Genomic DNA, 22864 nt, shown 5'->3' with positions numbered 1-22864 from the left:
CGTTGCTGCTGGCCGCCGGCGCGATCCGCCTGCTGCGCCGGCGCCGCTGAGTCCACCCGGCACGTCGGCCACCCGGCGCCGCCGTCACCCGGCGGCTCCGAGGCGCTCCGCGAGCACCTGCGCCAGGTGGCGTGCCCGCACGTCCGCGCCGTCGCGCGCCTGGGTGCGGCAGCTGAACCCGTCAGCGATGACAAGGGCGTCCGCGCCGGCGGCACGGATCGCGGGCAGCAGATTCTGCTCGGCCACCGCCATCGACACCTCGTAGTGCCCGTTTTCGAACCCGAAGTTGCCGGCCAACCCGCAGCAGCCCGGGCTCATCTCCGTCTGCTGGATGCCTGCGCGGCGCATCAGCGCACGGTCGGCGTCGTCGCCGAGCTCCGCATACTGGTGGCAGTGGGTCTGCACCACCGCATCCTGCGGTTCCGCCGGCGGCTCCCAGCCGGGCGTGTGGTCGACGAGCTGCTCGGCGAAGGTGCGCACCAAGCCCGACAGCGCGCGGGCGCGGTCGTCCTCCGGAAGCAGCCGGGTGATCTCGCTGCGCAACGCCGCGGTGCAGCTCGGCTCCAGGCCGATCACCGGGTTGCCCGCCGCCAGATACGGCGCCAGCACGTCCAGGCTTTTGCGGACGGTCTTGCGCGCCAGTGGCAGCTGCCCCGTGCTCAGCGCGGTGAGCCCGCAGCACACCGGCCCGCCGGGCAACTCCACCCGGTAGCCCGCGTCCTCGAGGACGGCGGCCGCGGCCATGCCCACACCCGGATCCAGGTGATTCGTGAACGTGTCCGGCCACAGCACCACCGTGCCCCGCGCGGCCACCGGCACCGGTGCCCGGTCGCGCCATTGCCGGCGCAGCGTGCGCGGCGCGAACCGCGGCAGGTCCCGCCGCACGTCGATGCCCGCGACGCGCTTGGCCGCCGCCCCTGTCAGCCGGCCGCCGGACAGCGCGTTCACCACCCGGGGCGCCCTCGAGGCGAGGCGCGCCCACTGCGGCAGCCGGCCCAGCGCGTAGTGCACGCGCGGCCGGAGGCGCCCGCGGTAGTGCTGGTAGAGGAACTCCGACTTGTAGGTGGCCATGTCCACGTTCACCGGGCAGTCGGACTTGCACGCCTTGCAGCTCAGGCACAGGTCCAATGCGCCGAGCACCTCCTGGGAGCGCCAGCCCTCGTCGATCACGTCGCCCTGCAGCATCTCGAACAGCAGGCGGGCCCGCCCCCGCGTCGAGTGCTTCTCATCGCGGGTCACCTGGTAGCTGGGGCACATCGCGACGCCGTGCTCCACGCGGCACTTGCCGATACCCAGGCACCGGCTCACCGCCTGCCGGAAGCTGCCGCGGTCGTCGGGATAGCTGTACGCGGTATCCCATTCCCGCACGCCCAGCTCCAACCAGCGGACGTCGTCGTCCACCTTCTTGGGGTGCACGAGGATCCCCGGGTTGAGCAGGCCGTCCGGATCCCACAGACCCTTGAACCGCTCGAACAGGCTGATGACCTGAGGACTGTAGGCGCGGGGCAGCAGCTCGGACCGGGCCTGCCCGTCGCCGTGCTCCCCGGAGATCGACCCGCCGTAGCGCGCCACGATGTCCGCCGCGTCGAACAGGAACGCGCGATAGCGGTCCACCCCCGGCGCCGTGGACAGATCCGCGTCCAGCCGGATGTGCAGGCAGCCCTCGCCGTAGTGACCGTAGGAGACGCCGCTCAGGCCGTACTCGCCGAGCAGTCCGCGGAAATCGGTCAGGTAGTCGGCGAGGTGCTCGGGCGGTACCGCGGCGTCCTCGAACCCCGGGTAGGCCGCGTCCCCGTCGACCGTGCGCGCTGCCAGTCCGCTGCCGTCCGCCCGCAGCGACCACACCACCTTCTGCTGCGCGAGGTCGGTGAGCACCACGGCCCGCCCGTCGGAACCGACGGGCATGCCGATGCCGCGCGCGAGCGCCTCAGCGGCCGCGCGGGCTTCCTGTGCGGTCGCGCCGCCGGTCTCCACCAGCAGCCAGTCCGACGTGTCCGGCAGCGCGTCGGCGGCAGTGGCGCGCGCACCATGAAGGCGCACGCCCGCGAACAACTTGCGGCCCATGCTCTCCACCGTGAGCGGAGAGTGTTCGAGGATCGCCGGCACCGCCCGCGCCGATGCGACGTCCCCGTCGAACCCCAGCACCAGCAGCGCGCGGTGCGCGGGCGGCCGCACCAGGTCCAGCGTGGCGCTCAGCACCACCGCGCAGGTGCCCTCGCTGCCCACCAGGGCCCGCGCCAGGTTGCGGTGGTTGTCCGGCAGCAGCTCGTGCAGGCCGTAGCCGCTGACCTGCCGCGGGAACCGGCCCAGCTCGGTCCTCAGCACCGCCAGGTTCTCGGTCGTCAACGCGTCCAGGCCCCGGTACAGCCGCCCCGCCGCGTCGTCGCGCGCGGCGGCCGCGGCCATCTGTTCCGCTGTGGTGGGCCCCAGATCCAGGCGCGTGCCGTCGGCGAGCATCACCTCGAGAGCACGGATGTTCTCGCTGGTCTTGCCCCAGGCCACCGAGTGGGAGCCGCAGGAGTTGTTGCCGATCATCCCGCCCACGGTGCAGCGCGAGATCGTCGACGGGTCCGGCGCGAAGGCGAGACCCGACGGCGCGAGCGCCTCCCGCAGGCGGCCGCCGACGACTCCCGGCCGCACCACCGCCGTCGCCGCGGCGGTGTCGATGTCCTCGATCGCGTCGAAATACCGGAAGGTGTCCATGACGATGCCCGCGCCCAGGCAGTTTCCGGCGATCGACGTCCCCGCGCCGCGCATGGTCAGCGGCACCGCGTGGTCGCGGCAGGCCGCCAGGGTGGCCGCCACATCGTCCTCGCCGCGGGGCAGCACGACGGCCGTGGGCACGTGGCGGTAGTTCGACGCGTCGGCGCTGTAGAGGGCGAGGGAGGCCGGATCGTCGAGTACGTCGGCCGCGGTGGAGCGGCGCAGCCGGGCGACGACGTCTGCCGAGGCGCCGACGGTGTCCATCCGGCTCGCCATCGGGTCCTCCTTCACGGGTGCGGCGTGCGTCTCCCGCGAGCGTAGTCCCCCGCCGGTTCCGCCGGGCCGGACCGGGCGTTCAGCGCCGCCCCGTCAGCGCCGGCGGCCCCGCGCCATCCGGCCGATCCCCCAGCCCGCGGCGGCACCCACACTCACGCCCGCGAGCGCGGCGATCCCCGCGCCCGGCTCGCGCTCGTCCACCCGCGGCCGGATGACGACGGGATCGGGCACCGGCACCGGCGCCAGGTCCAGACTCTCCTCACTGGTGGCCGCGAAGGCGGTGGCGAAGAGGGTGATCCGCGCGGTGATGTAGGCGAAGACCATGATGCCGATGATGGGGCCGAAGGTGGCGCCCGCCGGGCCCTGCACGATGTTCGACAGATACACGACCGCGACGCGCTTGAACAACTCGAATGCGATCGCCGCCAGCAGGGCCCCCATCGTCGCGCTGCGCAGCGCCACGCGCTCACGCGGCAACCGGGCGATCACCCAGGTGAACAGCACCCAGGAGGCCGCGATGCCCATGAGGACGGACACCACCGTCAGCAGTACTCCGGCCCCCGGCATGGCGTCCAGGTGCAGCCATTGAAGCACCTTCTTCCCCAGCGCCCCGGACCCCAGCGCGGTCACGCCCAGCGAGACCGCCATCGCCGCGCCCAGCCCGCACAGCGCGCCCAGGTCGTGAACCTTCTTGGCCAGGAACTTGGGCGGCGGGCTGGTCTGCTCCCACTGCTCGGTCAGCGCGGCGCGCAGGTGCGCCATCCAGCCGAGCCCCGTGTAGAGGGCGCCCAGGATGCCCAGCACGCCCACCGCCGCACGCGAGTTGATCGCCGTGTCGACCAGTTCGTTGATGGTGCCGCCCATCGACCCCGGCACGTTGTCGGTGATCTGCGTGCGCAGCTCGTCCAGCAGCTCCGCGTTGCCGGCGAGCACGAACCCGGCCACCGCGAAGGCGACCATCAGCAGCGGAAACAGCGCCAGCACAGTGAAATAGGTGACGGCGGCGGCGTAGTGGTCGCCTCGCTCGTCCTTGTAGCGGGTGGCCGCCCGCATGACGTGGTCGAACCAGGGCCACGCGGCCCGGCGCCGGTCCAGGAACGACGGGCCCTTATCCTCGTCGGTCTTCCCGGTCGCAGTGCCGCTGCGGGCCATACGGCTCAACTCCTTTCCCGCGGAGGTCAATCCCCCGAAGCGAGGAAGCCCACCCTGTCGTAGACGCGCTTCAGGGTTCCCGACGCTACCGCACGCGCCCGCTCCGCGCCGTGCGAGAGCACGCGGTCGAGCTCGGCCGGGTCGGCCAGGTATCCGTCCACCGCGGCACGCAGCGGCGTGACGAACTCGGTGAGGACCTCGGCGGTGTCGCTCTTCAGCTCGCCGTAGCCGCTGCCCGCGAACCGCTGCTCGAGCTCTGCGATGCCGCGGCCCGACAGCGCCGAGTTGATCGTCAGCAGGTTCGACACGCCCGGCTTCTCCTCGCAGTCGAAGCGCACCTCGTTGCCGGTGTCGGTCACCGCGGACTTGATGCGCTTGGCGGAGACCTTCGGGTCGTCGAGCAGGTTGATGATGCCCTTGGGGTTGTCCCCGGACTTGCTCATCTTCTTCGTCGGCTCCTGCAGGTCGTAGACCTTGGCGAACTCCTTGATGATCGTGGCCTCCGGCACTACGAACGACTTGCCGTACCGCGCATTGAACCGCTGCGCCAGGTCACGTGTCAGTTCGAGGTGCTGGCGCTGATCCTCGCCCACCGGCACGAGATGCGAGCGGTAGAGCAGGATGTCCGCCGCCATGAGCACCGGATAGGTGAACAGCCCCACCCCGGTGCTCTCCGTGCCTTGCTTGGCCGACTTGTCCTTGAACTGCGTCATCCGGCTGGCCTCGCCGAACCCGGTGATGCAGTTGAGCACCCACGCCAGCTGCGCGTGCTCGGGCACCTGGCTCTGCACGAACAGCGTCGAGCACTGCGGGTCGATGCCGATGGCTAGCAGCTGCGCCACGGCGACACGGGTGCGCTTGCGCAGCAGCTTCGGATCCTGCGGGACCGTGATCGCGTGCATGTCGGGGATGAAGTAGAACGCGTCGTGTTCGTCCTGCAACGGCACCCACTGCCGCAGCGCGCCGAGGTAGTTGCCGAGGTGGAACGAATCCGCGGTGGGCTGGATGCCGGAGAGCACCCGGGGCTTGCGCTCCTCCGCCGGGGCCGGTGGTGCCGCGGGGGCCGGTGACGTGGACGGTTCTGCCATGTCACCCATACTTTCACGGGCCGCGCAGCCCCCCGCCCCCGGCCGAGGTGGCGCCCACGCCCGCACCCCTGGGAAAGTGTCGTGGCTCACAGTAGAATCGTGTGATCGTCCGAGGACGCTCAACAGGGGAGTCCGCATGCGTATCGCAGACGTTCTGCAGTCCAAGGGCACCGCGGTGCTCACCGTCGCACCGAGTGTCACCGTCCGTCAGGTCATCGACGACATGGCCCGCCACAATGTGGGCGCGTTGGTGGTGGTGCTCAACAACGAGGTGCTGGGGATGATCTCGGAGCGCGACATCATCCGCCGGCTGCACCAGTGCGGCGCCGGCGCGCTGGGCACGCCGATCGCCGAGATCATGTCCACCACCGTGTTCACCTGCGCATTGGGCGACTCGGTGGACAGCCTCGCGGCCACCATGACCGAGCACCGCATCCGCCACCTGCCCGTCGTCGTGGACGGCGCGCTGCGCGGAATCGTCAGCATCGGCGACGTGGTCAAGAGCCGCATGGACGAGCTCGAGACCGAACGCGACCACCTCGAGTCCTACATCCACCGCGGCTGACACCCGGCTCGGCCGAACCTCGCCGTGGCGTTATCCCACCGCGGCGCGCCGCCGGAGCTCAGCCCAGTTCCACCGGCTCGGCGCCGAAGTCGCGCCACTGCTCCTGCACGTCGTCCGACTCGCCTGGGGCCACCACCAGCAGCACCCGGAACTCCACCTCGGAGTCACCGTAGTGCTCCTCGTAAAACTGGAACGCGTCGACGAACCACTCGAGCTCGTCCGGCTCGTCGGCCAGCAGCTCGGACGCGTGCCGGATGACGATGGCGTACCCGGACGCCTCCCCCACGGTCTCGTCGAGCTCGCGCATGCACTCGTCGAACGCGTCCTTGTTGTTGCCGAAGTAGTCGGGGAACTCGAGGGCGGCCGAGAACTCCTCGAACACCCCGCCGACGGTGTGCATGTGCTCCGCCGAGACGGTATTCACCGCGAACCCGGCGTTCTCGAGAGCCACGATGACCTCGCCGGCCGCGGTGTCGCCGGGCCGGGCGATCCCGACCGTGCGCCCGCCGGACGCGGCGAACTTCTCGACCTCGGTCATGGCGCCTCACCTCTTCTGCGGGCGGCCACCGTCAACGCATGCGCGTGAACGTCGAGTAGTGGTCGCCCGTGTACCAGGCTGAACCCTCGTCCCCTGTGACTATGCGCTCCGCGTCCCGTCCTTGGCCAGGTTTCCTCGGATTGACGTCCCATTCCCGGTACCGGATGCGATCGCCGTCGGCGTCGCTCCCCGGCAGCCTCTTCTCCCTGTTGCCGAAGCGCTGCCCGCCCCGGGTGCCCGGGGCGTCGGCCGCCTCCGGCCAGTCGCCCGCGTCGATGAGCGCGAGGGTGCGCCAGGCGGCCTCCGGGACCCCGGGGACCGCGGGATGGCCGCCGGCCTCGGCCACCGCGTGCGCGCCGGCCGTCGCTCCGTCCCCGGGCACAGCCGCCGGGCCGCAGCCGGCAAGCAGCGCGGCGACGACGGCGAGGGCCGCCACCAGCAGCGCAACAGCGCGACTGGGCCCCCGAGTTGTGGACCGCAACACAGCGGGCCGCAGCGGGGGCCGCTCAGCGCGCATAGGTGACGCTGACGGGCGCGTGGTCGGACCAGCGCGTGTCGTAGCTCTCGGCGCGCTCCACGACGCCTGCGGACGCCGACGAAGCGAGCCCGGACGTGGCGACGTGGTAATCGATGCGCCAGCCCGCGTCGTTGTCGAAGGCCTTGCCGCGGTAGGACCACCAGCTGTAGGGGCCGTCGACGTCGCCGTGCAACGCGCGGATCACGTCCACCCAGCCCGTGTCCTCGGCGAACATCCCGTCCAGCCACGCGCGCTCGTTCGGCAGGAAGCCCGAGGACTTCTTGTTGCCCTTCCAATTCTTCAGGTCCCGCTCGGTGTGGGCGATGTTCCAGTCTCCGCACACCACGGCGTCCCGGCCGGCCGCCGCTGTGCGCGCCATGTGCTCGGCGAACGTCGCCATGAACCGTTCCTTTTCGTCCTGCCGCGGGGTGTCGGTCTCCCCGGACGGCAGGTACAGGCTGGCCACCGTCATGTCGCCGAAGTCCGCCTCGATGTAGCGGCCCGACGCGGCGAACTCGGGGTCGCCGTGGCCGATGCGATGCGCATCGGCGGGCACCCTCGACAGGATGGCCACACCGTTGCGCCCCTTCTGCTCCGGTTCGGCGGACACTATGTGCCAACCGTCCTCGGCGGCCGGCGCCAGCGCGGTGTGCAGCTGCGCGTCGGTGGCCCGCACCTCCTGCAGGCAGACCACGTCCGCCCGGGTACCGGCCAGCCAGTGGAGCAGCCCGTGCTCCTTCTTGGTGGCGGCGCGGACGCCGTTGATGTTGACGGTGCTCACGGTGAGATCGCTCTTCGACACGCCCTGAAGGCTAATGCACCGTCACCGGCGCGTCGTCCCGGTCCGCGTCCGCCCGCACCTTGCCTGCGTCGGTGCGCCGTTGCACCGCCGCGCTCACCGCCAGGATCAGCAGACCGGCCACCGCCAGCCCGGCGCCCACCGCCGCCGGGGCGGTGTACCCGAAACCTGCGGCGATCACGACGCCGCCCAGCCATGCCCCGCCCGCATTTGCGACGTTGAGCGCGGAATGGTTGAGCGCCGCGGCCAGGTTCTGGGCGTCGGCGGCCACGTCCATGAGCCGCGTCTGCAGCGCCGGCACCATCGCCGCCCCGGAGGCGCCGACCAGGAACACGGCGGCGAGCACCGTCACCGGGTTGTGCGCAGCCACGACGAACAGGCCCATCACGGCCGCGATGAGGGCGAGCATCGCGAACATCGACGGCATCAGGGCCCGGTCGGCTAGTCGTCCGCCGACGAGGTTGCCCGCGACCATGCCGAGGCCGTAAAGCGCCAACGCCATGGGCACCAGCGCGGAGGACAGGCCGGCGACGTCGGTGAGGGTGGTCGCGATGTAGGTGTAGACGGCGAACATGCCGCCGAAGCCGACCATCCCGACGGCCAGCGTCAGCCACACCTGCGGCCGCCGCAGCGCCCCCAGTTCGGCGCGGGGGCTCGACGACGGCGCTGCCGCCATGGACGGCACCCAGCGCAGCAGCGCCGTCATCGTAGCCAGCCCGATCACCGCCACCAGGCCGAATGCGCTGCGCCATCCCAACTGCTGGCCCATCGCCGCGGCGAGCGGGACGCCCAGCACATTGGCCACCGACAGTCCCAGCATGACCGTCGCGACGGCCTTGGCCCTCCTGCCCGCCCCCGCCAGACGCGCGGCCACGAGCGACGCGACCCCGAAGTACGCACCGTGCGGCAGCCCCGCGAAGAAGCGCGACGCGATCAGCACGTTCATGTTCGGCGCCAGCACGGTGACGGCGTTGCCCACCGTGAAGGCGGCCATGAGCGCCACCAGCAGGCGCCGCCGCTCCACGCGCGCGGTGAGCGCGGAGATCGTCGGCGCACCCACCACCACGCCCAGGGCGTAGGCGGAGATCACGTGCCCGGCCGCCGGCTCGGACACCCCCATGCCGTCCGCGATCTGCGGCAACAGCCCCATCGCCACGAACTCGGTGGTGCCGATGCCGAAGCCGCCGAGCGCGAGAGCCGTCATCGCAACGCGCACGGACATGCGGGCACCGCCTTCCTGGTCGTGGAGTACCGGCATGGCTTTTCACCAACGGCACGGCGGCCACCCGCCCCCACGCTCAACGGGGCACGGGCGCGCGATCATTCCCCGCCGTCGGCATGACACGCGCCACGCATGGCGACGGCCGGGGCCCGATGGGACCCCGGCCGGATATCCGCCGCCGGACGCCGCTGCGCGCGGCGCCGCGTCAGGCGCGGGCCTTCGCGGCCTTGAGGTTGTCGTCGAGCGCCCCGAGGAACTCCTCGGTCGTCAGGTAGCCCTGGTCGCCCCCGACGAGCAGCGCCAGGTCCTTGGTCATCTTGCCGCTCTCGACGGTCTTGATGACGACGTCCTCGAGCAGGTGGCAGAACTCCACCACATCGGGGGTGTTGTCGAGCTTGCCGCGGTGCTCCAGCCCCCGGGTCCACGCGAAGATCGACGCGATGGGGTTGGTGGAGGTGGGCTTGCCCTGCTGGTGCTGGCGGTAGTGCCGGGTAACGGTGCCGTGCGCGGCCTCAGCCTCCACCGTCCGCCCGTCCGGCGTCATGAGCACGGAGGTCATCAAGCCCAGCGAACCGTAGCCCTGGGCGACGGTGTCGGACTGCACGTCGCCGTCGTAGTTCTTGCAAGCCCAGACGTAGCCGCCCTCCCACTTGAGCGCGGAGGCGACCATGTCGTCGATGAGGCGGTGCTCGTAGGTGAGCCCGGCGGCGTCGAACTCCGCCTTGAACTCCTCCTCGTAGATGCGCTGGAATTCGTCCTTGAACATGCCGTCGTAGGCCTTGAGGATCGTGTTCTTCGTCGACAAGTACACCGGGTAGTTCTGCTGCAAGCCGTAGGACAGCGACGCGCGGGCGAAGTCCTGGATCGACTTCTTGTAGTTGTACATCCCCATGACGACGCCGCCGTCCTCCGGGATCTTGCACACCTCGTGCTGGATCGGCTCGCTGCCGTCCTCGGGCGTGTAAGTGATGGTGACGGTGCCGGCGCCGGGGACCTTGAAGTCGGTGGCGCGGTACTGGTCGCCGAAGGCATGGCGGCCCACGACGACCGGTTTGGTCCAGCCTGGGACCAGGCGCGGCACGTTGGAGATGATGATGGGCGCGCGGAAGATGGTGCCGCCGAGGATGTTGCGGATGGTGCCGTTGGGCGAGCGCCACATCTTCTTGAGGCCGAACTCCTCCACCCGGGCCTCGTCCGGCGTGATGGTGGCGCATTTGACGCCGGCGCCGTGCTTCTTGATGGCGTTGGCCGCGTCGACGGTGACCTGGTCGTCCGTCGCGTCGCGGTGCTCGACGCCCAGGTCGTAATACTCCAGATTCACATCCAGGTACGGATGGATCAGCTTGTCTTTGATGAACTGCCAGATGATGCGGGTCATCTCGTCGCCATCGAGCTCGACGACGGTTCCCTCGACCTTGATCTTGGACATGTGGTCCGCGTCCTCCTAGACAAGCCTGTTCAACTCGCGCAGCGCGGCCCATCTTGTGGATGCACGCCCGTCGGCCGGCTGCAGGGCGACCGCGCGGCGCACGTGCCCCTCGGACACCGGCCGTACTGACATACTCCGTCATGGTGCAGATTAGTACCCCGGGTCACAGATGTGGTGACGTGGTGACGAAATCCGCATCGGGAACCGGGATGGCGGGCACGGTCGCGGCACCCGGCCGCGCGCGCCCCGCGCTCTGCAGTACGAGCGTACTCGATAGCCCGCGCCCCGCACCCCTTCAGGTCCCGGTGACTACAACCGGTCCGGCTCCGCGAACCCGCCGGAACCGACCAGTTGAAACCGCAGGGGCGTATGCGGCTAAGATCGGGTCAGGTCATGAGCGTCAGCGTCAAGCCCCGGCTTGCTGGCCGGCAACCCTCCAACCGCGGTGGGGTGCCCCGGGTGATGACCAGGTCGTCCGTGGTCGCCTTCCCTCTACGGCACGCAGGCCCCCGCGCAGGCGTGACTCCCGCCGGGCAGGCGACCGTTGCGGACGACAAGCGCGGGCCCGCTGGGGCGGGCCCACAGAAAAGGGGTAAGCCCCAACGGAGGTTCACACATGTGTTGTCGTAGCTGACGGAAGTACCGATGCCCGCATCGCCGCCGCCAGCCCGGGCCACGCCCGGCGTCGCGACGCGATGCACCCTGCCCGACGGCTTCGCCCGCGCTCGCCGGCGAGGCCCGCGCACGCACCGCGACGGGAAGCGTTCGACCTCCGTCGCGGCGCCGCGCACCATCGGACCACAGCACCACCGGACCATGGAGCGCACCGCGCGGGCACACGCCCGGACCGGCCGGAGCCATCCGCCCTCCGTCGCGCACGCCCACCGGGGCGCGCGGCGACCAGCCCCTGGAGCACAGCGATGACAGAGAACACCGATCCCACCGCCAACTGGTCGTTCGAGACCAAGCAGGTCCACACCGGCTACACCCCGGACCCGACGACCAAGGCGACGGCGCTGCCGATCTACCAGACCACGTCGTACCAGTTCGACAGCACCGACCACGCCGAGGCGCTGTTCTCGCTGGCAGAGCCCGGCAACATCTACACCCGCATCATGAACCCCACCGTCGACGCGGTCGAGCAGCGCATCGCCGCGCTCGAGGGCGGCGTGGCGGGGCTGCTGCTGTCCTCCGGCCAGTCCGCCACCATGTACGCGCTGCTCAACATCGCCGGCGCCGGAGACCACATCGTGTCCAGCCCGCACATCTACGGCGGCACGTTCAACCTGTTCCACTACACGCTGCGCAAGATCGGCGTGGACGTGAGCTTCGTCGACGACCCCGACGACATCGCGCAGTGGCGCGCCGCCGTCAAGCCCAACACCAAGGCGCTGTTCGGTGAGACCATCGGTAACCCGCGCGGCGACGTCCTCGACCTGCCCGGCATCTCCGGTGTGGCGCAGGAGGCCGGCGTGCCGCTGATCGTCGACAACACGATCGCCACCCCCTACCTGCTCAACCCGCTCGAGCACGGCGCCAACGTGGTCGTACACTCTGCCACCAAGTACCTCGGCGGCCACGGCACCACGATCAACGGCGTCCTCGTCGACGGCGGCAACTTCGACTGGACCGTCAAGCAGTCCGACGGCACGCCTCGCTTCCCCGGATTCACCGAGCCGGACGAGAGCTACCACGGCGTCGTCTACGCGGACCTCGGCGCGCCCGCGTTCGCTCTCAAGGCGCGCGTGCAGCTGCTCCGCGACATGGGCAACGCCCCCTCGCCATTCAACGCGTTCCTCACAGCGCAGGGCCTGGAGACGCTGAGCCTGCGCATCGAACGGCACGTGGCCAACGCGCAGCGCGTCGCCGAGTTCCTCGAGGCACGCGGCGAGGTCGAATCGGTCTCCTACGCCGGCCTCGCCTCGTCGCAGTGGCACGAGCGCGCCAAGAAGCTGCTGCCCCGCGGCACCGGCGCCGTGCTCACCTTCAACATCGCCGGCGGCGAGAAGGCCGCGCGCGCCTTCATCGACGCGCTCACCCTGCACAGCCACGTGGCCAACATGGGCGACGTCCGCTCGCTGGTGGTCCACCCGTGGTCCACCACGCACCAGCAGCTCTCCGAGGCCGAGCGCGAGGCTGCCGGCGTCTACGCCGGCCAGGTGCGCCTGTGCGTGGGCATCGAGGGCATCGACGACATCCTCGCGGACCTGGCGACCGGCTTCGCGGAGGCGGCAGCATCTTGACCATGAGCACGGTCCACCCTGCCCGTCCGGCGTCGCTCGCGTGGCCGGACGGGCAGTCGGGCGCCGTCGAGATAGGACCGCTGGTCCTCGACTGCGGAATCCGGCTCCCCCAAGTCACCATCGCGTTTCAGCGGTGGGGCGCACTCAACGCCGCGCGTGACAACGTGGTGCTCGCGCTCCACGCGCTCACCGGAGACACGCACGCCGCCGGCCCCGCCGACGAGCGGCACGCGTCGCCGGGCTGGTGGAATGGCCTGATCGGTCCGGGGCTGGCCCTCGACACCGACGAGTGGTGCGTGATCACCACCAACTCGCTCGGCGGCTGCAACGGCAGCACCGGGCCGTCGTCCCCCGCGCCGGACGGGCGCCCGTGGGGCTCACGCTTCCCGTACCTGTCCATCCGCGACCAAGTGCGCGCCGAGTCCCGCGCGCTCGAAGAACTCGGCATCGACCGCGTCGCCTCCGTGATGGGCGGGTCGATGGGCGGCGCCCGCGCGCTCGAGTGGGAGGTCACCTATCCCGAACAGGTCGACTCCGCGCTGATCCTCGCCGTGGGCGCGCGCGCCACGGCGGACCAGATCGGCACGCAGACCACCCAGCTCGAGGCGATCCGCCGCGACCCCGACTGGCAGGGCGGCGACTTCTACGGCACCAGCCTCCGGCCCGACACCGGCCTCAAGCTGGCGCGACGGTTCGCCCACCTGACCTACCGCACCGAGTTCGAGCTGGACGAGCGCTTCGCCAACGCTGGCCAGATGGACGAGGACCCGCTCAAGGACGGCCGCTACGCGGTGCAGAGCTACCTGGAATACCAGGCGGACAAGTTCGTCGGGCGCTTCGACCCCGGCAGCTACGTGATCCTCACCGAATCGCTCAACCGGCACGACGTGGGCCGCGACCGCGGCGGCGTGCAGGCGGCGCTGGCCGGCTGCACGGTCCCCACCATCGTCGCCGGCTGGGACTCCGACCGGCTCTACCCCCTCCGGCTACAGGCGGAGATCGCCGAGCACCTGGCCGGATGCGTCGAGTTCCTGCAGTACGAGAGCCGCTACGGGCACGACGCGTTCCTCATCGAATTCGACGCGGTCGACGCCGCCATCGGCAAAACGATGGAACTGGCGCGCAAGGCGGCCGCCGCGCGGCGCTGACGCGGAATCCTGTGCTCCCCCGGCCAGGACCCCGTGCGGCCCGCCAGGACTCAGTACGGCCCGCCGGGATTCCGTGCGGCCCCGCCGGGTGACGGCCGCCCGGCTACCCGGTGCCCAGCGACTCGATCGACAGGCCCAGCCAGATGATCAGGCCGCCGAACGCGGCCAACGTGGCCACATCGAAGGCCCGGCTGCGCACGGCCAGCACCCCCACCCGCTCCGGCGAGAGCACCAGGCGCACCGCCGCCGCTATCAAGGTGACCAGGCCGAACAGTACAGTGCCGCGGCGCCACCGGTCCATCGCCACGAGCACCATCGCCGCGAACAGCCCGCAGGCGATGAGGATCAGCGGCAGGTGGATGGTGCGCAGCCGGTAGAGGAGCGTCGTCGGCGGACCCGTGGGCGCGGCGATGCGGCTGGGCACGGCCTTGCCCGCTCCCGGACCTCCCCCGTCGCCCGCGTTGCTCATCAGCTGTCCCCTACTGTGTTCCCGACCCGGCCTTCGTCGTCGGCCTACCCTGCGTCCCGTTCGGCACGCTCGACCACATTCTGCAGCAGGAAGGCCCGGGTGAGCGGGCCGACGCCGCCCGGGTTCGGCGACACGTGACCGGCCACCTCCCACACGCCCTTGTCGACGTCGCCCACCAGGCCGGCGTCCGTGCGCGTGACCCCCACGTCGAGCACCGCGGCGCCCGGCTTGACCATGTCGGCGGTGACGAGTCCAGGCCTCCCGGCGGCGGCGATGACGATATCCGCGCGCCGTACCTCGGCCGCCAGGTCCTTCGTGCCCGTGTGGCAGAGGGTGACCGTGGCGTTCTCGGTGCGCCGGGTGAACAGCAGCCCGATCGGTCGGCCCACGGTGACCCCGCGGCCGACGACCACCACGTGGGCGCCGGCGATCGGCACCTCGTAGCGGCGGAGCAGATGCAGGATCCCCCGCGGGGTGCACGGCAGCGGAGCCTCCTTGCCCAGCACCAGGCGGCCGAGATTCGTCGGGTGCAGGCCGTCGGCGTCCTTGTCCGGATCCACCGCCTCCAGCGCCTCGTTCTCGTCGAGGTGTTCCGGCAGGGGCAGCTGCACGATGTAGCCGGTGCACTCGGGGTTCGCGTTGAGCTCGGCGATGGTGTCCAGCAGCTGCGCGCGGGTGACGTCGGCCGGCAGATCCCGGCGCAGCGAGGTGATGCCCACCTTGGCGCAGTCGTTGTGCTTACCGCGCACATAGGTGTGCGAGCCCGGGTCGTCCCCCACGAGGATCGTGCCCAGGCCGGGCGTGATGCCCTTCGCCGCCAGCGCCGCCACCCGGGTGGTGAGGTCGGCGAAGAGTTCGTCGCGGGTCAGCTTGCCGTCGAGAGTCGTCGCAGTCACCATGCCATTCTGGCAGGTCCGCGCCCGGCCCGCCGGGGCGGTCCGGGCGGGCGTGGCGGACATGGGTGACCGACTTCGCGCTCGAAGTTCGAACGCGACCCTGACGTCGCGCTCGAAGTTCAAAGGCGAAACCTCGTCGCGCCCGCAGTTGCCGGGTCCGGTCCGTAGTTACGGACCACATGCGGCAACTGCGGGCGTCACCTGATGTCGCGCTCGAACTTCGGGCGCGAAATCCACACTGTGCTCGAAGTTCGAACGTCACTGAAGAACGGGGCCCGCCCCGCCCGAACTTCGCACGCGACACCGAAGCCGGAGTGGTCACCGCGCCCGGTACTGCAGCACTTTCTCGTCGGCGAGCCGCGTCGGTCCCTGCGTGATGACGAGGGCGCCGGGGCTGATCGCGTACTGCACCCCGTCGTTCGTCGCGGTGAAGCCGGAACCCGAGGGCACCGGGTCATCGATCTCGATCGCCGCGCCGTCCTCCAGCCGCACGCCCTTGTAGTAGAAGCGACCGACGCCCGTCCGGCAGATCACCACCAGCGACCCGCCGGTACGGGCGGCCACGACGGCCGGGTCGTCGGAGTTGCAGCGCGCCGACGCGCGGCCGACGAAACCTTGGCCGTCAGTGGGCAGATCGCCGCTGCGCGCGGGAGGCGGGGTAGTCGCCGGCGGGGCCGTGGCGGGGGCCGCACCGGTGGGCACCAGCCGCAGACGTTCGACGCGCACGGCCACATCGCCGGGCAGGATCGTGAGATAGCCGGGCCCGGAAACGTTGTCGTTGGCGATGATGCACTCGAACGCGCCGGTGGTGCACGACAGCCGCTCCCAGTAGCCCGACGCACCGTCGGCCGGTGACACGGCGTACTCGCCGGGCTGGATGTCGGAACCCACCTTGAAGATTCCGCTCGTGGGCAGCACGCCGGTGTCCACGCTGGGCGTCGGGGCCTCTGCCGTGGTCGGAACCGTCCCTGTGTCCGGAGCGGAGGCTTCGCTGGTGGCCGGGGCGGGTGCAGTGACGGCGCCGGCATTCTCGGCTGTGTCGCGGTCGCCGATCAGCACCACCACGAGCGCCACGATGAGAGCCGCCACCGCCAGCACCGCGACGGCGCCGACCACCCACGGCCACTGCTTCTTCGGCGGCGGGGGCGGAGGCGGCGCGGCATAGCGATAGCCGTATGCCTGCTCCAGCGGATAGCCCTGGTCCTGCGGGTAGGGCCGCTGCAGCGGGATCTGCTGCGTGGGATCGTCGTGGGCGTATCCGGGATGGCCGTACGGGGTCTGCGAATACGCGATGGGGGTGTCGTCGCCCGGCGGGCCGTCACCGTACGGGTGCTCGGGATCGGGCGGCGTCTGCGGCGGCACGGACATCGCTGGCCTTTCTGGAGCGTCTCGGCAGGTATGACGACCGTAGTCCGAGCCGCGCCGCTCTGGGCCCGAAGCCTTTTCATCACCGCCGCTTCACACAGAAGCTCCTGCGGCCGATTCGTGGATCTACGCTTGTCGTCGGAAGCTCCGGCACGAACGAGGCGACGGAGACGACGCGCGGGCGGCGGCGACGATCCGGCATCGGCGGACTCGGTACCGGAGCGCCGGATAGTCGCCCGGCTTCTTCGAACCGTGAGGGATCACCAGCGACGATGATCTTCCGGAACACGGGCCCGGCGACGGGTCCACGCAGTCGAGCTCCACTACCGCGTCAGCGCTTTCGGAATCCGGGTGCCTTCCTCGGATTTGTTTCACGCTGACCCCGGCCATTAGATTCATTGCCGGCGTTCCGCTTCGAAGGGGCGGACCGATCTTTTCAGGGGAGTGTTGATGGCTCTGTTCCCATCGGCGGCTCGAGGTGCCGCGGCAGTGCTGATCGCAGTGTCGTGCACGGCCTGTTCGGGTGTAGAATCCACGCACCTCGCTAACGACGCGGATTGTGAAGTTGTTTCAGAATTAAATTATACTCGTGATGCAATCCTGTCGACCACGGGAACTTTCCCCCAGGGCAGCAGGAACCGCGATTCATTCTGGAATGATAAACTCGATAAATACTGCCGACTGGGCGAACTGCATGATGACACCTCGCACAATGTGACAACGCAAACATTGTCACATTCACTGACGGACGTCGGGCGTCAATTCGTTGCCATATTTGATTCTGCGGAATGCAGCATAGCGGTTAGTCGCGAATGCCTGGCCGACCTGAACGCGCAATTTAACGAGTTAACCCAGAAGATAGATGCAGTCGACGAGTTCTGCGCGGAATAGTCTCGCATGACTGAGGCGCTCGAGGTTCGAAGGCCGCGCCGCGTCGCGCCCGTAGTTGCCGGGTCAGGTTCGTAACTACGCACCGAATGCGGCAACTGCGGGCGCCACGTGACTTCGCGCCCGAAGTTCGGGCGCGACGGAAGTCCCGCGCCAACCACGCTTGAACTTCGAGCGCGACACCGAGCAACCCCGCCGACCCGAGTGGCATCCTGTACGCCGTGCTCAAAGTGATGTTCCACCAGCCGCTCATCCCGCCGAACACCGGCAACGCCATCCGCATGGTCGCCGGTACCGGGGCGGAGCTGCACCTGGTAGAGCCGATGGGGTTCGACCTGTCGGACAAGCATGTGCGCCGGGCCGGGCTCGACTACCACGACCTGGCCCGGGTGTTCGTGCACCCCGACGTGGAGTCGGCGTGGGCGGCGGTCGCCCCGGGGCGGGTCTTCGCGTTCACCACCCACACCTCCACCTCGTTCGCGCAGATCGAGTACCGCGACGGCGACGTGCTGCTGTTCGGGTCGGAGACGACAGGCCTTCCGCAGGAGGTGCTCGATGATCCGCATGTCACCGCGCACGTCCGCATCCCCATGATCCCCGGGCGCCGGTCGATGAACCTGTCGAACTCGGCGGCCGTCGCCTGTTACGAGGCGTGGCGGCAGCTGGGCTATCCCGGCGGCGTCTGAACCGTCGACCCGCACGGTCATACTTGTCCGTGTGAGCGCACTCCTGCAGGCCACCGGCCTCTCCGCCGCGCATGGCGACCGCACCCTGTTCTCCGGCCTCGACCTGACGGTGGGCCCCGGCGACGTGGTGGGGCTCGTCGGCGCCAACGGGGCGGGCAAGTCGACGCTGCTGCGGATGCTCGCCGCGGCCACTCGGACCTGCAACGCAGGCACGGAAGCCAGCGCCGTCATGCTGACCCCTCCCGGCGCGACCGTCGGCCACCTCGCGCAGGAGCACGAACGCCGCCCGGGCGAGACGGTGCTCGGCTTCATCGCGCGCCGCACGGGCGTCGCCGAGGCCGAGGAGGCCATGAATGCCGCCGCCGAGTCGCTGGCCGACGGCGGCGGCGAGGACCGCTACACCCCCGCCTTGGAGCGCTGGCTTGCGCTGGGCGGCGCCGACCTGCCCGAGCGCGCCGCGGCCGTCGCCGCCGACCTGGGCCTGCGGGCCCCGACCGGCGACGCCGACCCGCTCGACGCCCCGATGACGGGACTGTCCGGCGGCCAGGCGGCGCGCGCGGCGCTGGCGGCGCTGCTGCTCTCCCGCTACGACCTGCTGCTGCTCGACGAGCCGACCAACGACCTCGACCTGGACGGCCTGGCGCTGCTCGAACGGTTCGTCGCCGACGCCCGGGTGGGCCTGGTGGTGGTGAGCCACGACCGGGAGTTCCTGGCGCGCACCGTCACCCGGGTGGTGGAGCTGGACCTGGCCCAGCAGTCGGTGGACGTCTACGACGGCGGCTACGAGGCGTACCTGGCGGAACGGGCGGTGGCGCGCCGCCACGCCCGCGAGGCCTACGACGCGTACGCGGACACCCGCTCCCGGCTCGAGGACCGGGCGCAGATGCAGCGCAACTGGCTGTCGCAGGGCGTGCGCAACGCGCGCCGCAAGGCCGGCGACAGCGACAAGATGGGTCGTCGGCTCCGCGCCGAGTCGTCCGAGAAGCAGGCGGCCAAGGCGCGGCAGACGCAGCGGGCGATCGAGCGGCTCGAGGCGGTGGAGGAGCCGCGCAAGGAGTGGGAGCTGCGCATGACCATCGCGCCCGCGCCGCGCAGCGGCACCGTCGTCGCCACCGCCTCGGGCGCCGTCGTGCGCCGCGGCGACTTCACCCTGGGACCGGTGACGGTGCAGGTGGAGCAGGGCGACCGCATCGTCATCACCGGCGCCAACGGGGCGGGCAAGTCGACGCTGCTGGCCCTGCTGCTGGGTACGGCCGCGCCCGACGAGGGCAGCGCTGCGCTCGGCGCGGGCGTGCGGGTGGGCGAGATCGACCAGGCCCGCGGCGCGTTCACAGGGCCGCACCCGCTGGCGGAGGCGTTCGGCGCGCAGGTGCCCGAGTGGCCCGACGCGGACGTGCGGACGCTGCTGGCCAAGTTCGGCTTGCGCGCCGCGCACGTGGGCCGCGCGGCCGCGTCGCTGTCGCCCGGCGAGCGCACCCGCGCCGCGCTGGCACTGCTGCAGGCGCGCGGGGTCAACCTGCTGGTGCTCGACGAGCCCACCAACCACCTGGACCTGCCCGCGATCGAGCAGCTCGAGCAGGCCCTGGATGCCTACGAGGGCACGCTGCTGCTGGTCACGCATGATAGGCGGATGCTCGACGCGGTGCACGCCACCGCCCGCTGGCAGGTCGCGGACGGCCGGGTGCGCGAAGCCTGACGGCGCGGGCGGCGCTGCCCCGGCGCGGGCCTGGACGTCGACGCGCCATCGAGCAAACCCGTCGGGTTATTGTTTCCACTTGCGAATGCGTTGGGTTTATACAACACTTCATTACGTGAGCGTTGCACGCAGGGGACGATCGCTCCCCATCCACAATCGGGTCGGCGTGCTGCGCGCCGACAGACGGATGTCGCGCGCGCAGCTGGCCGAGCTGGTCTCGGTCAACCCGCAGACCATCGGCGCCCTGGAGCGCGGGGACCACTACCCCAGCCTGGACCTGGCGCTGCGCATCTGCGAGGTCTTCGCACTGCCCGTCGAGGCGGTGTTCTCCCGCACGGAGTTCGCGCCGCTCGCACAGAGCCTCCTGCCCCCACCACAGACAGGCCGGACCGGCGGATCCGGCTCAGAAGGCGGTGACCATCATGTCTGACTTCGGCGTCGTCGAGCGCTATCAGGCCTACCGCACCCGCAGATTCCTCGAACAACAGCAGCGACACAGCACGTGGATGCCGAGGCTGCGTACACGCCCGGCGCGCCGCACGCTCGTCGCCCTGCTGTGCATGCTGTACGCGGCGATGATCGTCATCGCCGTCCTCACCTACTGGGAGATCACCGCCGCATACTGGGCGTGGCTGGGCGCGACGGTGCTCATGCTCGTGCTGTGGACGGCGGTGCAGATCGTCTCCGGCCGCCAAGGCGACGCCCCCCGCGATGCGCTCGACGAATACGAGCTGCAGCTGCGCAACAGCGCCCGCTCGATCGGCCTGACGATCACGCAGGTCGCCGCCTTCGTTCCCGCGGCCGTGCTCATCTTCGTCTCCAGCAACGGCGACGCCACGCCCGAACTCGCCTATATGGGCGGGCTGCTCGTGGTCACAGCGCTGCTCATCGGCGGCACCTCCCCGACGCTGATGCTCGCGTGGTCTCGCCCTGACCCGGACCCGGACCCGGAGGACGAAGCGAACGACCGACCTCCGTTCCCCACAGCCGATCCCGAACATCCCATGGAGCAGCAATGACCAGATCGACCACTGTCCGCGGCGACCCGCCGCGCACCCGCGGCACCACTTTGACCATCGACGGCATCTCGAAGTCCTACGGGACCGTCCACGCCCTCGACGACATGAGTTTCACCGTGCAGCCCGGTGAGATCTTCGGATTCGTCGGCAGCAACGGTGCAGGCAAGACGACGACGATGCGCATCGCCCTCGGCGTGCTCGCCGCCGACGCCGGCGAGGTGCGCATCGGCGAGAAGCCCGTCGACCTCGACGTGCGCCGCACCGTCGGCTACATGCCCGAGGAAAGGGGGCTCTACCCCAAGATGAAGGTGGGCGCGCAGCTGGCCTACCTCGCCCAGCTGCACGGCCTGAGCAGGCCCGACGCCGAGGCCGCGGTGCAGCGCTGGACCGAAAGGCTCGGCATCGACGGCCGGGTTGGCGACACCGTCGACGCGCTGAGCCTGGGCAACCAGCAGCGGGTGCAACTGGCCGCCGCCCTGGTGCACGACCCGGCCGTGCTCGTGCTGGACGAACCGTTCTCCGGCCTCGACCCCGTCGCCGTCGATGTCATGAGCGACGTGCTGCGGGAGAAGGCCGCGGACGGGGTGCCCGTCATCTTCTCCAGCCACCAGCTCGAGCTGGTCGAGCGGCTCTGCCACCGGGTCGGCATCATCGCGGGCGGGCGGATGCGCGCCATCGGCACCGTCGACGAGCTCCGCGCACGGGGTGAGGCCCAGCTGGTGGTGCACGCCCCGCAGGCGCCCGCCGGGTGGGCGTCGACCGTGCCCGGGATCGCCACGGCAGAGCAGTCCGGAGAGCACACACTGCTCACCCTCGCACCGGGCGCCGACGACCAGGCGGTGCTCTCCGCCGCGTTGCGCACTGGGCCGGTGCACGAGTTCACGCTGCGCCGCCCGTCGCTCACCGAGCTGTTCCGAGAGGTCGTGACCGCATGAACGCCACCATCTCCCCCGCCCGCGCCGTAGGCCTGGTGGCCCGCCGCGAGTTCACCACGCAGATCCGGAAGAAAAGCTTCCTGATCAGCAACATCATCATCCTCATCGCCATCATCGGCGGGATCATCGTCTACTCCGCGTTCTCCGGCGGCAGCGACGACGGGCACGACGCGACGGTGGCCATCGTCGGCGACCAGTCCCTGGCCCAGCCGCTGGAGTCGACCGGCGAGGCGATGTCGATGACGATCGACGTGCACGAATCCCCCGACGAACAGGCCGCCCGCACCGCTGTCGAAGGCGGCGACGTGGACGCGGCCCTGATCCCCGCGGCGGACGGTTCGGTCACGGCGATCACGGAGTCCGAGCTGAGCGCCGACCTGCACACGGTCATCTCCGCCGCCGTGAGCTCGGCGGCCCAGGAACGCGCGCTCGCTGCCCAGGGGGTAGACGTGGCCGCGGTGGACCAGGCGGTGTCCGCCGCCACCGTGCACGTCGACGCGCTCGACCCGCCCGACCCGGAGAAGGGCCAGCGCATCGCCATGTCCATCGCCGCCGTGGTGCTGCTGTACATGCAGATCCTCACCTTCGGCATGTTCGTGGCGATGGGCGTCGTCGAGGAGAAGTCCAGCCGCGTCGTCGAGCTGCTCCTGTCCACGGTGCGGCCGCTGCACCTGCTGTGGGGCAAGATCTTCGGCATCGGCGCCGTCGGCCTGATGCAGCTCACCGCCTACGGGGTGGCCGGCGTCGCCACGGGCCTGGCCACGGGCGTGCTGACGGTGACCGGCACCGCGGTGGCCACGCTCCTGGCCACCCTCGGCTGGTTCATCCTGGGGTACGCCCTATTCGCGGTACTGTACGCGGCAGCCGGATCCATGGTCTCGCGCCAGGAAGACGTCAACTCCACGGCGATGCCGCTGATGATCCTCATCGTCGCCATGTTCATCGTCGCGTTCTCCACCGTCGACAACCCGGACAGCACGGTGGGCACGGTGCTCAGCTGGATACCACCGTTCTCCGCGATCCTCATGCCGCTGCGCATCGCCGCCGGGGTGACCGGGCCCGGCCAGATCGTCGGCACCATCACGATCATGCTCGTCGTCATCGGCGCGCTGTCGGTGGTGGCCGCCAAGATCTACCAGCGCTCGATCCTGCGCATCGGCAAGGTGGTGGGCTGGAAGGAGGCGCTGGGGCGGTAGCGGCCGGGGCGCGCTGCCCCTCGGTCCGAGCCTC

21 protein-coding genes and 1 riboswitch are annotated in these 22864 nt (G+C 70.6%); of the genes, 10 read left to right on the top strand and 11 right to left on the bottom strand.

Annotated features, from left to right (window positions below; genetic code table 11):
* Window positions 1–84: 84 nt before the first annotated feature.
* The 3 genes from JJ683_RS13165 to trpS form a co-directional block, all read right to left on the bottom strand.
* Window positions 85–2979, bottom strand: coding sequence for an FAD-binding and (Fe-S)-binding domain-containing protein (locus JJ683_RS13165; protein WP_200174736.1), 2895 nt, complete (start codon window positions 2977–2979; stop codon window positions 85–87).
* Window positions 2980–3072: 93 nt separating this feature from the next.
* Complete coding sequence (yhjD, locus tag JJ683_RS13160) at window positions 3073–4131, bottom strand: inner membrane protein YhjD (RefSeq protein ID WP_200174735.1); 1059 nt, start codon at window positions 4129–4131, stop codon at window positions 3073–3075.
* Between the two features lie 26 nt (window positions 4132–4157).
* Entirely contained in the window at window positions 4158–5219 is a 1062-nt protein-coding gene (gene trpS, locus JJ683_RS13155) for a tryptophan--tRNA ligase (protein WP_200174734.1), read from the bottom strand.
* A 136-nt stretch (window positions 5220–5355) separates the two neighbouring features.
* Between trpS and JJ683_RS13150 the strand changes: the two genes are divergently transcribed.
* On the top strand, window positions 5356–5784 hold the full coding sequence (locus JJ683_RS13150) for a CBS domain-containing protein (RefSeq protein WP_200174733.1): 429 nt from the start codon (window positions 5356–5358) through the stop codon (window positions 5782–5784).
* 58 nt (window positions 5785–5842) lie between these two features.
* Here the strand turns inward: JJ683_RS13150 and JJ683_RS13145 are convergent, their stop codons facing one another.
* The 5 genes from JJ683_RS13145 to JJ683_RS13125 form a co-directional block, all read right to left on the bottom strand.
* Entirely contained in the window at window positions 5843–6322 is a 480-nt protein-coding gene (locus tag JJ683_RS13145) for a barstar family protein (RefSeq protein WP_200174731.1), read from the bottom strand.
* Between the two features lie 31 nt (window positions 6323–6353).
* A complete protein-coding gene (locus tag JJ683_RS13140) occupies window positions 6354–6758 on the bottom strand; it encodes a guanyl-specific ribonuclease (RefSeq protein ID WP_372435298.1) in 405 nt (134 codons plus the stop codon).
* A gap of 70 nt (window positions 6759–6828) precedes the next feature.
* Window positions 6829–7641 (bottom strand): exodeoxyribonuclease III, encoded by an 813-nt coding sequence (locus tag JJ683_RS13135; RefSeq protein WP_200174729.1) that lies wholly within the window; start codon window positions 7639–7641, stop codon window positions 6829–6831.
* Window positions 7642–7651: 10 nt separating this feature from the next.
* On the bottom strand, window positions 7652–8860 hold the full coding sequence (locus JJ683_RS13130) for an MFS transporter (RefSeq protein ID WP_372435297.1): 1209 nt from the start codon (window positions 8858–8860) through the stop codon (window positions 7652–7654).
* Between the two features lie 205 nt (window positions 8861–9065).
* Complete coding sequence (locus JJ683_RS13125) at window positions 9066–10289, bottom strand: NADP-dependent isocitrate dehydrogenase (RefSeq protein ID WP_200174728.1); 1224 nt, start codon at window positions 10287–10289, stop codon at window positions 9066–9068.
* Window positions 10290–10678: 389 nt separating this feature from the next.
* Window positions 10679–10799, top strand: a riboswitch (SAM riboswitch).
* 410 nt (window positions 10800–11209) lie between these two features.
* Between JJ683_RS13125 and JJ683_RS13120 the strand changes: the two genes are divergently transcribed.
* Window positions 11210–12532 carry a bifunctional o-acetylhomoserine/o-acetylserine sulfhydrylase gene (locus JJ683_RS13120; protein WP_200174727.1) on the top strand — a complete coding sequence of 441 codons (1323 nt, stop codon included), beginning with the start codon at window positions 11210–11212 and terminating at the stop codon, window positions 12530–12532.
* A gap of 2 nt (window positions 12533–12534) precedes the next feature.
* Window positions 12535–13680, top strand: a complete 1146-nt coding sequence (gene metX / locus JJ683_RS13115) for a homoserine O-acetyltransferase MetX (protein ID WP_200174725.1) — start codon at window positions 12535–12537, stop codon at window positions 13678–13680.
* Window positions 13681–13783: 103 nt separating this feature from the next.
* On the opposite strand, the gene JJ683_RS19145 is transcribed toward metX, so the two are convergent.
* The 3 genes from JJ683_RS19145 to JJ683_RS13100 all read right to left on the bottom strand — a co-directional run bounded on the left by JJ683_RS19145 (window position 13784) and on the right by JJ683_RS13100 (window position 16413).
* Window positions 13784–14149, bottom strand: coding sequence for a DUF3017 domain-containing protein (locus JJ683_RS19145; RefSeq protein ID WP_200174724.1), 366 nt, complete (start codon window positions 14147–14149; stop codon window positions 13784–13786).
* A gap of 44 nt (window positions 14150–14193) precedes the next feature.
* Window positions 14194–15045, bottom strand: a complete 852-nt coding sequence (locus JJ683_RS13105) for a bifunctional methylenetetrahydrofolate dehydrogenase/methenyltetrahydrofolate cyclohydrolase (RefSeq protein ID WP_200174723.1) — start codon at window positions 15043–15045, stop codon at window positions 14194–14196.
* A 318-nt stretch (window positions 15046–15363) separates the two neighbouring features.
* Window positions 15364–16413: an Rv1352/Rv1906c domain-containing protein gene (locus JJ683_RS13100; RefSeq protein WP_200174722.1), complete on the bottom strand. Its 1050-nt coding sequence runs from the start codon at window positions 16411–16413 to the stop codon at window positions 15364–15366.
* A 486-nt stretch (window positions 16414–16899) separates the two neighbouring features.
* Between JJ683_RS13100 and JJ683_RS13095 the strand changes: the two genes are divergently transcribed.
* The 7 genes from JJ683_RS13095 (at window position 16900) to JJ683_RS13065 (ending at window position 22830) form a co-directional block, all read left to right on the top strand.
* Window positions 16900–17301 carry a hypothetical protein gene (locus JJ683_RS13095; protein ID WP_200174721.1) on the top strand — a complete coding sequence of 134 codons (402 nt, stop codon included), beginning with the start codon at window positions 16900–16902 and terminating at the stop codon, window positions 17299–17301.
* 218 nt (window positions 17302–17519) lie between these two features.
* Window positions 17520–17984: a tRNA (cytidine(34)-2'-O)-methyltransferase gene (locus JJ683_RS13090; RefSeq protein ID WP_200174720.1), complete on the top strand. Its 465-nt coding sequence runs from the start codon at window positions 17520–17522 to the stop codon at window positions 17982–17984.
* Window positions 17985–18015: 31 nt separating this feature from the next.
* Window positions 18016–19680 (top strand): ABC-F family ATP-binding cassette domain-containing protein, encoded by a 1665-nt coding sequence (locus tag JJ683_RS13085; protein ID WP_200174719.1) that lies wholly within the window; start codon window positions 18016–18018, stop codon window positions 19678–19680.
* 115 nt (window positions 19681–19795) lie between these two features.
* Window positions 19796–20110, top strand: coding sequence for a helix-turn-helix transcriptional regulator (locus JJ683_RS13080; RefSeq protein WP_200174718.1), 315 nt, complete (start codon window positions 19796–19798; stop codon window positions 20108–20110).
* Window positions 20103–20699 (top strand): hypothetical protein, encoded by a 597-nt coding sequence (locus JJ683_RS13075; protein ID WP_200174717.1) that lies wholly within the window; start codon window positions 20103–20105, stop codon window positions 20697–20699. Before JJ683_RS13080 ends, JJ683_RS13075 begins: the two co-directional genes overlap by 8 nt.
* Window positions 20696–21634: an ABC transporter ATP-binding protein gene (locus JJ683_RS13070; protein WP_200174716.1), complete on the top strand. Its 939-nt coding sequence runs from the start codon at window positions 20696–20698 to the stop codon at window positions 21632–21634. The genes JJ683_RS13075 and JJ683_RS13070 overlap by 4 nt, the downstream gene beginning before the upstream one ends.
* Window positions 21631–22830: an ABC transporter permease gene (locus JJ683_RS13065; RefSeq protein ID WP_200174714.1), complete on the top strand. Its 1200-nt coding sequence runs from the start codon at window positions 21631–21633 to the stop codon at window positions 22828–22830. Before JJ683_RS13070 ends, JJ683_RS13065 begins: the two co-directional genes overlap by 4 nt.
* The last annotated feature ends 34 nt before the right edge of the window (window positions 22831–22864 follow it).

Source organism: Tomitella cavernea (assembly GCF_016599145.1).
GTDB classification, from domain to species: domain Bacteria; phylum Actinomycetota; class Actinomycetes; order Mycobacteriales; family Mycobacteriaceae; genus Tomitella; species Tomitella cavernae.
Note: the sequence above shows the minus strand (reverse complement) of the source record. Positions and strands in the feature narration are given on the sequence as shown.